Annotated in this window: 7 protein-coding genes; 1 reads left to right on the top strand and 6 read right to left on the bottom strand. The window is 62.5% G+C overall.

Going from position 1 to position 7953, the window contains the following annotated elements; all coding sequences use genetic code 11:
* Positions 1 to 2: 2 nt before the first annotated feature.
* The 6 genes from K9B37_RS19720 to K9B37_RS19695 all read right to left on the bottom strand — a co-directional run bounded on the left by K9B37_RS19720 (position 3) and on the right by K9B37_RS19695 (position 6674).
* Positions 3 to 752: an electron transfer flavoprotein subunit beta/FixA family protein gene (locus K9B37_RS19720; RefSeq protein ID WP_224315241.1), complete on the bottom strand. Its 750-nt coding sequence runs from the start codon at positions 750 to 752 to the stop codon at positions 3 to 5.
* Between the two features lie 65 nt (positions 753 to 817).
* Positions 818 to 3142, bottom strand: coding sequence for a 3-hydroxyacyl-CoA dehydrogenase/enoyl-CoA hydratase family protein (locus K9B37_RS19715; protein WP_224315240.1), 2325 nt, complete (start codon positions 3140 to 3142; stop codon positions 818 to 820).
* Complete coding sequence (locus K9B37_RS19710; protein ID WP_224315239.1) at positions 3139 to 4275, bottom strand: thiolase family protein; 1137 nt, start codon at positions 4273 to 4275, stop codon at positions 3139 to 3141. Before K9B37_RS19710 ends, K9B37_RS19715 begins: the two co-directional genes overlap by 4 nt.
* Positions 4276 to 4300: 25 nt before the next feature.
* Positions 4301 to 5083: an enoyl-CoA hydratase/isomerase family protein gene (locus K9B37_RS19705; protein ID WP_224315238.1), complete on the bottom strand. Its 783-nt coding sequence runs from the start codon at positions 5081 to 5083 to the stop codon at positions 4301 to 4303.
* Complete coding sequence (locus K9B37_RS19700; protein WP_224315237.1) at positions 5080 to 6033, bottom strand: NAD(P)H-dependent flavin oxidoreductase; 954 nt, start codon at positions 6031 to 6033, stop codon at positions 5080 to 5082. The genes K9B37_RS19705 and K9B37_RS19700 overlap by 4 nt, the downstream gene beginning before the upstream one ends.
* Before the next feature lie 2 nt (positions 6034 to 6035).
* A complete protein-coding gene (locus K9B37_RS19695) occupies positions 6036 to 6674 on the bottom strand; it encodes a TetR/AcrR family transcriptional regulator (protein WP_224315236.1) in 639 nt (212 codons plus the stop codon).
* An 88-nt stretch (positions 6675 to 6762) separates the two neighbouring features.
* On the opposite strand from K9B37_RS19695, the gene K9B37_RS19690 reads away from it, so the two are divergent.
* On the top strand, positions 6763 to 7929 hold the full coding sequence (locus K9B37_RS19690) for an acetyl-CoA C-acyltransferase (RefSeq protein ID WP_224315235.1): 1167 nt from the start codon (positions 6763 to 6765) through the stop codon (positions 7927 to 7929).
* Positions 7930 to 7953: the final 24 nt, after the last annotated feature.

The following is a 7953-nucleotide window of genomic DNA, read 5'->3' as shown; positions in this document are numbered from 1 at the left end:
CCTTAGAGCACGCCGGCTTCGGTCTTCAGCTTGGCGACCAGCTCGGTGACGGAGGCCACCTTGACGCCGGCCTTGCGCCCGCCGGGCTCGGCCGTTTTGAGCACCTTCAGGCGCGGCGCGACATCGACGCCGAGCGCCTCAGGCGAGGTCTCGTCGAGCGGCTTCTTCTTGGCCTTCATGATGTTGGGCAGGCTGGCATAGCGCGGCTCGTTGAGGCGCAGGTCCGTGGTGACGATCGCCGGCAGGGTCAGCGCGACGGTCTGCAGGCCACCATCGACCTCGCGGGTGACCTCGAGAGTGTTGCCGTCCACGGCCACCTTGAAGGCGAAGGTGCCTTGCGGCCAGCCCAAGAGCGCCGCGAGCATCTGGCCGGTCTGGTTGGCATCGTCGTCGATGGCCTGCTTGCCCAGGATCACGAGATCGGGCTTTTCCTGCGCGATCACCGCCTTGAGGATCTTGGCCACGGCCAGCGGCTCGACGCTCGCATCGGTCTTCACCAGAAGGCCGCGGTCGGCGCCCATGGCGAGTGCCGTGCGGATCGTCTCGGCGGCCTGTTGCGGGCCGATCGACACCGCCACCACTTCGGTCGCCTTGCCCTGCTCTTTGAGGCGGAGGGCTTCCTCGACCGCAATCTCGTCGAATGGGTTCATCGACATCTTGACGTTCGCCAGCTCGACACCCGACCCGTCCCCCTTCACACGGATCTTCACATTGAAATCGACAACCCGCTTCACACACACAAGAAGCTTCATCGGAGACTACCTACTCGTCCGTTTTGATTCATGATTTGATGCCTGAAGGATCGCTACTGAGACAATCAATCCTTCAACGGTTTGCCAGTCTTCCGCATATGCTCCATGCGCACACGCGTTGTCGGCATCTTGGCCAATGCGACCAGCGTCTCCCGCTCAAGACGCATTACGTCAGCTTCCGTCATCAGTCGGGTCGGATCTCCTCCGGATCCGCCAACGAGCACCGAGGCCAGCATGCCGGCAATGACATCGTCGGTCGCGCTTAGCCGGCCAGCCTGGACCGCAGCGGAGACCGGTGCCAGGAGACCAAGCCGCCCTGACGGGCCTGCAGCCGTCAGAAGCGCCCGTTCAGGCGGGCTGTAGCCCTCCTCGACCATTGCAAGCGCCCGGCTCTTCGCAGCGGGAATGAGGTGCGAGCGGTGCATCACGATTCCGTCGGTATTCCGCAGAAGCCCCATTTCCCGGGCCTGAAGCGCCGAGCCTGACATTCCAGCAGACTGAATCGTCTCGAAAGCCCTGGTGGCAGAGGCGACCGGCCCCTTCGCACTCTCTCCTTCCTGCGCGCGAAGGAGAAGCTGCGTGCATCCGCCCCATGCAGGAATAAGGCCGACCTTCATCTCCGGCAAACCAGCATTCAGCTCCGCATGGGCGACGATCGCATCCGCATGGAGCATCAACTCGCAGCCACCTCCCAAAGCAAACCCATGGGCTGCCGCAATTACGGGCACAGGGAGATATTTCATGGCCAGAAAAAGTTCCTGGCCACGCCCTATGTAGGACCTCAGGGCTTCGAGGCCGTCGCCATCGATCAGCCTTAGAATGAATGAGAGGTCGGCTCCTGCGGAAAAGGCGCGTGCGTCCTCGTTGCCGATGACCAGTGCTTGATAGTCCTGACCTGCCCGGGCAAGCGTGTCCTCGAGCATGTCGAAAGCATCTGGCCCAAGAGTCCCCATTTTCGTCGTCACTTCGAAGCAGGCGACGCCATCTCCGATGTCACGCAGCCGTGCCCCGGTGTTACCTGCAATCACTGCCGCTTCCGAGAGGAGACTAGGTGCCTTGAGCGAGGCCCGGCCGGCCCCGGTCGTCAAAAGTGGCCCGCGATCATAGAATCCATTTTGCGCTTCAATACCGGTAAGGAGCGGCGGAACCGGCTTGCCCGCCGCTGCCATCCGTTTGACAAGGGTGTTGATGCCGGCTCTGTCTGCGAGCCGGAACGGACCCTCGCGCCACGAGTAACCAAGGGCAATGGCCGTATCGATGGCAGCGACGTCGGCGGCGAGCTCGGACCCATGCTGCGCGGCATAGGCGACGACGTGCGACAGAACGGAAAACGCATAGGTGCCGAGTTTACCGTCATCCGCAAGGAGAGCCGCCAAGTCGCCGCCACCCGGGAGAGCATCGCGCGCAACGGACGCTTCCGGCCGATAAGTGCTGCTCGTCAGATCCAACACTTCCCGGGATCCATCTTTTGTCTTCCGGTAAAAGCCCTGACTTGTCTTGCGACCGTGGCGACCACCAGCGATCATCGTCCGGACTAAAGGGTTGGCGGGCAGATCGAAGGTATGGATATCATCTGTGACCGGCAGCATCCTCATGAGACTTCCCCAGACATGCGGCACAAGATCGATGCCGATGAGATCGAGGAGACCGAAGACACCGGTGCGCGGAATGCCGAAAGCGGCATTGACCGCGTCTGCCTCCTCAACCGACAACCCGAGGCGCATTGCCTCGCAGATGCCGACAGCGATCCAGTAACAGCCAATTCGGTTGGCAATGAAGCCTGGCGTGTCCCGGCACATGACGACGGTTTTGCCCAGGACGGCTTCCGACGCGGTGACGGCCCGTTTCACGAGATCGGCTCGGTTCTCAGGAGCTGAGACGATCTCAACCAGCTGCATCACGCGCGGCGGGTTGAAAAAGTGCGTGATAATGAAATCTCGCGCGAAATCGTCACGGAGCCCCTCCACCAGCTCTGCCCGGGGAATGGTCGAGGTGTTCGAAGAAACGATGGTGCCCGGGCGGCGAATCGTCTCGATCCGGCGGTAAAGATCACGTTTGATCGCCAGATCCTCGATCACGGCCTCGACAATCCAGTCGGCTTCGGCCAAGCGATGCAAATGATCCGACACATTGCCGGTCCGAACTAGGGTCGGGCATTCCGCTCCCATGAAACCACCGGCCTTGACCTGCCGAGCGACACCGCCTTCGGCCGGACCGTTGCGATTCTCATGGCCGGGGACGTCCAGCAGATCGACGAGAATTCCGGCATTCGCAAATTGAGCCGCAATGCCTGAGCCCATCGAGCCCGCGCCGATGACGGCGACACGGCGGATGCCTGAGGTTTCCATGCCGAGGGCCTGCGGAAACGAGATGCGAGCGGGAGCGTTCATGCGGCCTCCAGGATCATCGCGATGCCCATGCCGCCGCCGATACACTGAGTCGCCAGCGCCCGGCGCTTGCGTTCACGCTTGAGAAGTGTCGCGGCCTTGCCCACGAGCCGGGTGCCCGTCGCGCCGAGCGGATGCCCGAGGGCAATGGCTCCGCCATCGACGTTCAGTTTGACCGGATCGATCTCGAGCGCGCGACGACATGCTTCGGCCTGAGCCGCAAAGGCCTCGTTCATCTCGACGATATCAATATCCTCGATCGTTACCCCTGCCCGTTTCATCGCCTTACGAGACGCCTCGATGGGCCCGAGACCCATGATCCCGGGTGCGCAACCGGAGACTGCAAAGCTCTGCACGCGCGCCAGCGGCACGAGCCCGTGGCGCTTTATGAAGTCCTCGCTGCATACCAATACCGCCGTTGCTCCATCGGTCATTGGAGAGGATGAGGCCGCCGTCACAGTTCCGTCTTTCAGGAAAACAGTCTTGAGCTCCGCGAGCTTCTCCAAACTCGTATCGCGAATGCAGCCGTCATTCGCGACGATTCCTACTTCGGTCTCATATGGAGCGATTTCAGCCGCGAGCCGTCCATCCGCCTGTGCGGCGAGCGCCTTGGAGTGGCTTGCATGGGCAAACCCGTCCTGATCCTGGCGGGTTACGTTGCATTCCCGCGCGACACGCTCAGCCGTCAATCCGACATTGACGTAGTCGTCGATCGTCTGCCTGCTCCAACTCGGATGCGGCAGCAGGTTGAAACCCATCATCGGCACGCGCGACATGCTTTCCGTCCCGCCGGCGATGAAGGCGTCGCCCGCATTCATTGCCAGCATGCCAGCCGCCATCTGCACGGCCTGGATCGACGAGCCGCACCAGCGGTTGATCGTAGCACCCGCTACGCTCTCCGGCAGTCCCGCCAGAAGTCCGACGACGCGGCCGATATTGATCCCCTGCTCCCCTTCCGGAAAGGCGCAGCCCCATACGACATCCTCGATTTCATCGCCAGGAACGCCGGTGTGCTGCAGGAGCGACCGGATCACATGTGCACCCAGATCGTCCGGTCGAACGCAGGCCAGCGCGCCCTTGCGAGCGAAGGTGAAGGGAGAGCGGACATAGCCCGCGATATAGGCTTGCTTTGCCATCGCCTATCGATCCTCTGGTCTGGCCTCAGCGGCCGGTAAATCGGGGACTGCGCTTACCGAAGAAGGCATCCAACGCCTCGATGAAATCCTCGGTCGCCGCGCAACTGGCAAAGCCGCTCCGTTCGGCATCGAGATGCTCATCGACGGCGGTCGTGAAAGCGCCACGCATCAGCATTTTGGTCCTCGCCATGGCAGCAGGGGCCGCTTTTGCAAGCCGCGTGGCGGTCTTCAGGGCCTCTTCCTCCAGGAGCGGGCGAGGCACCACCCGGTTGACGAGGCCAAGCCTCAGTGCTTCAGCCGCATCGATGGTCTCTGCCAGGAGAGCGAGTTCAAGCGCACGACGCAACCCGACGATTCGCGGCAGGGCCCATGATCCGCCGCAATCGGGCGGGACCCCAACGCGCGCATAAGCCATGTTGAAGGTCGCATCCTCGGCCACGATGGCAAGATCGACGAAGGAGAGGATCGACATGCCGGCGCCTGCAATGGCTCCGTGCGCAGCGCACAGAACGATGGCGGGCGCCTCGGCCAAGCGCTTTAGTCCTTTGTGCATCGGTCCGATGATCGCATCGGCCATCGCGACCTTGTCGGCGGCGCTTCGAAAGCTCGCGAGGTCCCCGCCGGCCACGAAAGCGCGGCCTTTGGCGGTCAAAAGGATCACGCGGATGGCCGAGTCCCGGAGTACCGTTTCAACGGCGGACGCGAAGGCTTCAGCCATTTCCACGTCGATCGCGTTCAGCCGCTCGGGCCTGTTGAACGTGAGCCGCGCGATGCCATCGGCGCTTTCTACAAGAATGGGTGCATTCATAGCCGAACCGTCCGAATTGAATAGGGATCGCTCGCAGCAGCCGCCATGGCCACGGCATATTCCGTCACGAGTCGATCGCAGAGCTCTGCAGCTCCCGGCAGATCGTCGATTGCCGCTACGCCATGTCCTGCCGACCATACGGTCTTCCAGGCCTTGGCCTCGTTCTGCATGTCGAGCGCGCCGTGAATGGTGAGATTGTCCGGATCGAGACCGGCCGCCACGATGCTTGGTCGAAGGAAATTGGCCGCCACGCCGGAAATCGCCGGCGTGTAGAGAATATCCGACGAGCGCGCCACCACCGTCATGTCCTTCTGCGTCGCGCTGACCAGCGCCTCCTTCGTGACGAGAAAGCGGGTGCCCATATAGGCCATGTCCGCCCCCATGATCCGAGCGGCGGCGATCTGTGCGCCAGTACTGATCGCACCGGACAGCAGAATCGTTCCGTCGAAGAACGAGCGAATCTCCGGAATAAGTCCGAAGGGACTGAGCGTGCCCGCATGGCCCCCCGCACCCGCGCAGACAGCAACAATGCCATCGACGCCTGCCTCCGCTGCCTTCTCGGCGTGACGGCGGCTGATCACGTCGTGAAAAACCAGTCCCCCGTAGGAATGCACCGCTCTTACGACGTCCGGCCTTGCGCCGAGCGAAGTGATAACCAGCGGCACCTTGTGAACGACGACCTGTTCGAGGTCGGCTTCCAGGCGGGGATTGGAACGATGAACGATGAGATTGACGCCGAAGGGCGCCGCCTCTGGATACGGTTCGAGACGCGCCCCGATCTCATCCAACCAATCCACAAACCCAGCCGTGGTGCGCTGATTGAGAGCCGGGAAGGTGCCGACCACTCCGGAACGGCAAACCTCGACCACCAGATCCGGGCCTGAGGTCAGAAACATAGGCGCCGCCACCGCAGGCAGCCGCAATCGGCCGAATGCATCCGGAATTGACATGATTAATCCTTCCCGCCCGGAGAAAGCCCCGTCAAAAGCATGGCAACCGTGCCCTCTGCGACGTCTTGAGCCGACATCCTGCCTTCCGGATCGTACCAGTGGGCGATCCAGTTCAATGCGCCGGTCACGGTGAACGTGGCCAAGCGCGGATCCCCAGCCTTGATCGAGCCGTCTGCGATCCCCTCCTCAATGACGTGGCGGATGATGATGTCGATCTCGCGCTTCAGAGCACGAAACCGGGTGCGGCTGTCGGGTGAGAGCTGCGTGTCCTGGGTACGCGACACGCAGATGCCGAAGTCCTTGGTCATCACTATGGCGTAGTCGAGCAGCATAGTACGCAGGCGTTCGCGGCCCGTTCCGCCGTGTGCCGCCGCCGTGGTCGCGGATTCGCGGATACTTTCGAGCCCGCGACGGACGCATTCGAACAGCACTTCATCCTTGCTGGCAAAGTAGTGATAGATCGTGGGCTTGGTAACGTTCAATGCCAGCGCGACATCATCGAGCGATGTCGCGTGGAATCCTTTCGTGTTGAAGAACCTGACTGCGGTGCCCAGAACCGCCTCACGCTTCTGTTCCCTTTCACGCGCCCGCTCCTCGGGAGTGGACCAAGGCGACGCAACGGCGGCGGAACTTCGCGCCATAGGTTATTCTCCAGTCGGTATTATTTTCTTGCGTAAGAGGTATACTGACGAGTAAACAACTGTCAATCGGTCTCCACGGGGTTCCATCATGCCAGCAGCTACCGATCCGATTATCATTGCCGCAGCAGCGCGCACGCCGATCGGCGCCTTCCAGGGTGCCCTCAAGGACAAGTCGGCCACGGAGCTCGGCACAACAGTCATAGCGGCCGCCATTGAGCGTGCAGGTCTTTCTCCGGATGACGTGGACGAGGTGCTGATGGGCTGCGTCCTGCCGGCAGGTCTCGGGCAGGCGCCTGCCCGCCAAGCGGCTCTCGGCGCGGGTCTCCCCGCCTCCGTTCCTTGCAGCACCGTCAACAAGGTCTGCGGGTCGGGGATGAAGACAGCGATGCTCGCTCACGATCTGATAGCCGCGGGCAGTGCCGATATCGTCGTCGCTGGCGGGATGGAGAGCATGACGAATGCACCCTATCTCCTCGACAAGGCCCGCGGAGGCTACCGGATCGGCCACGGCCGCATCCTGGATCACATGTTTCTCGACGGCCTGGAGGACGCCTACGACAGGGGCCGGGCGATGGGTACCTTCGCTGAAGATACGGCCGAGGCCTACCAGTTCACGCGTGAAGCGCAGGACGCCTATGCACTCGCGTCGCTGGAACGCGCTCTCACGGCGACGCGCGCAGGTGCATTCCGTAACGAGATCGTGGCTGTCGGCGCCGTTGCGGACGATGAGCAGCCCTCTCGGGCCAAGCCCGAAAAGATTCCGCAGTTGCGTCCGGCTTTCCGCGACGGCGGCACGGTCACGGCAGCCAATTCTTCGTCCATCTCCGATGGTGCCGCGGCACTCGTGGTGACGCGTCTCTCAACAGCCGAGGCCAAGGGCATGACGCCTCTCGCAGTCATTCGTGGCCATGCGGGACACGCGCAGGAGCCAGCTTGGTTCACCACGGCACCGGTCTTCGCCGTCCGTAAGCTCCTCGATCGAGTTGGTTGGTCGGCGAGCGACGTCGATCTCTTCGAGATCAACGAGGCATTCGCCGTGGTTGTCATGGCGGCCATGCGGGATCTGGACATCCCGCACGACAAGATCAATGTGAATGGCGGAGCCTGTGCGCTAGGTCATCCCATCGGCTGTTCTGGCGCACGCGTGATTGTCACACTCCTCTACGCCCTGAAAGCTGCCGGCCTACACCGCGGTGTCGCCTCCCTTTGCATCGGTGGCGGCGAAGCGACAGCGATGGCTCTGGAGCTGATCTGAACCGATAGAGTCGAAGGAAAATCT

This window comes from Microvirga puerhi (genome assembly GCF_020089865.1).
GTDB classification, from domain to species: Bacteria; Pseudomonadota; Alphaproteobacteria; order Rhizobiales; family Beijerinckiaceae; genus Microvirga; species Microvirga puerhi.
The sequence above is the reverse complement of the archived record's forward strand: the minus strand, read 5'-3'. Positions and strand labels throughout refer to the sequence as shown.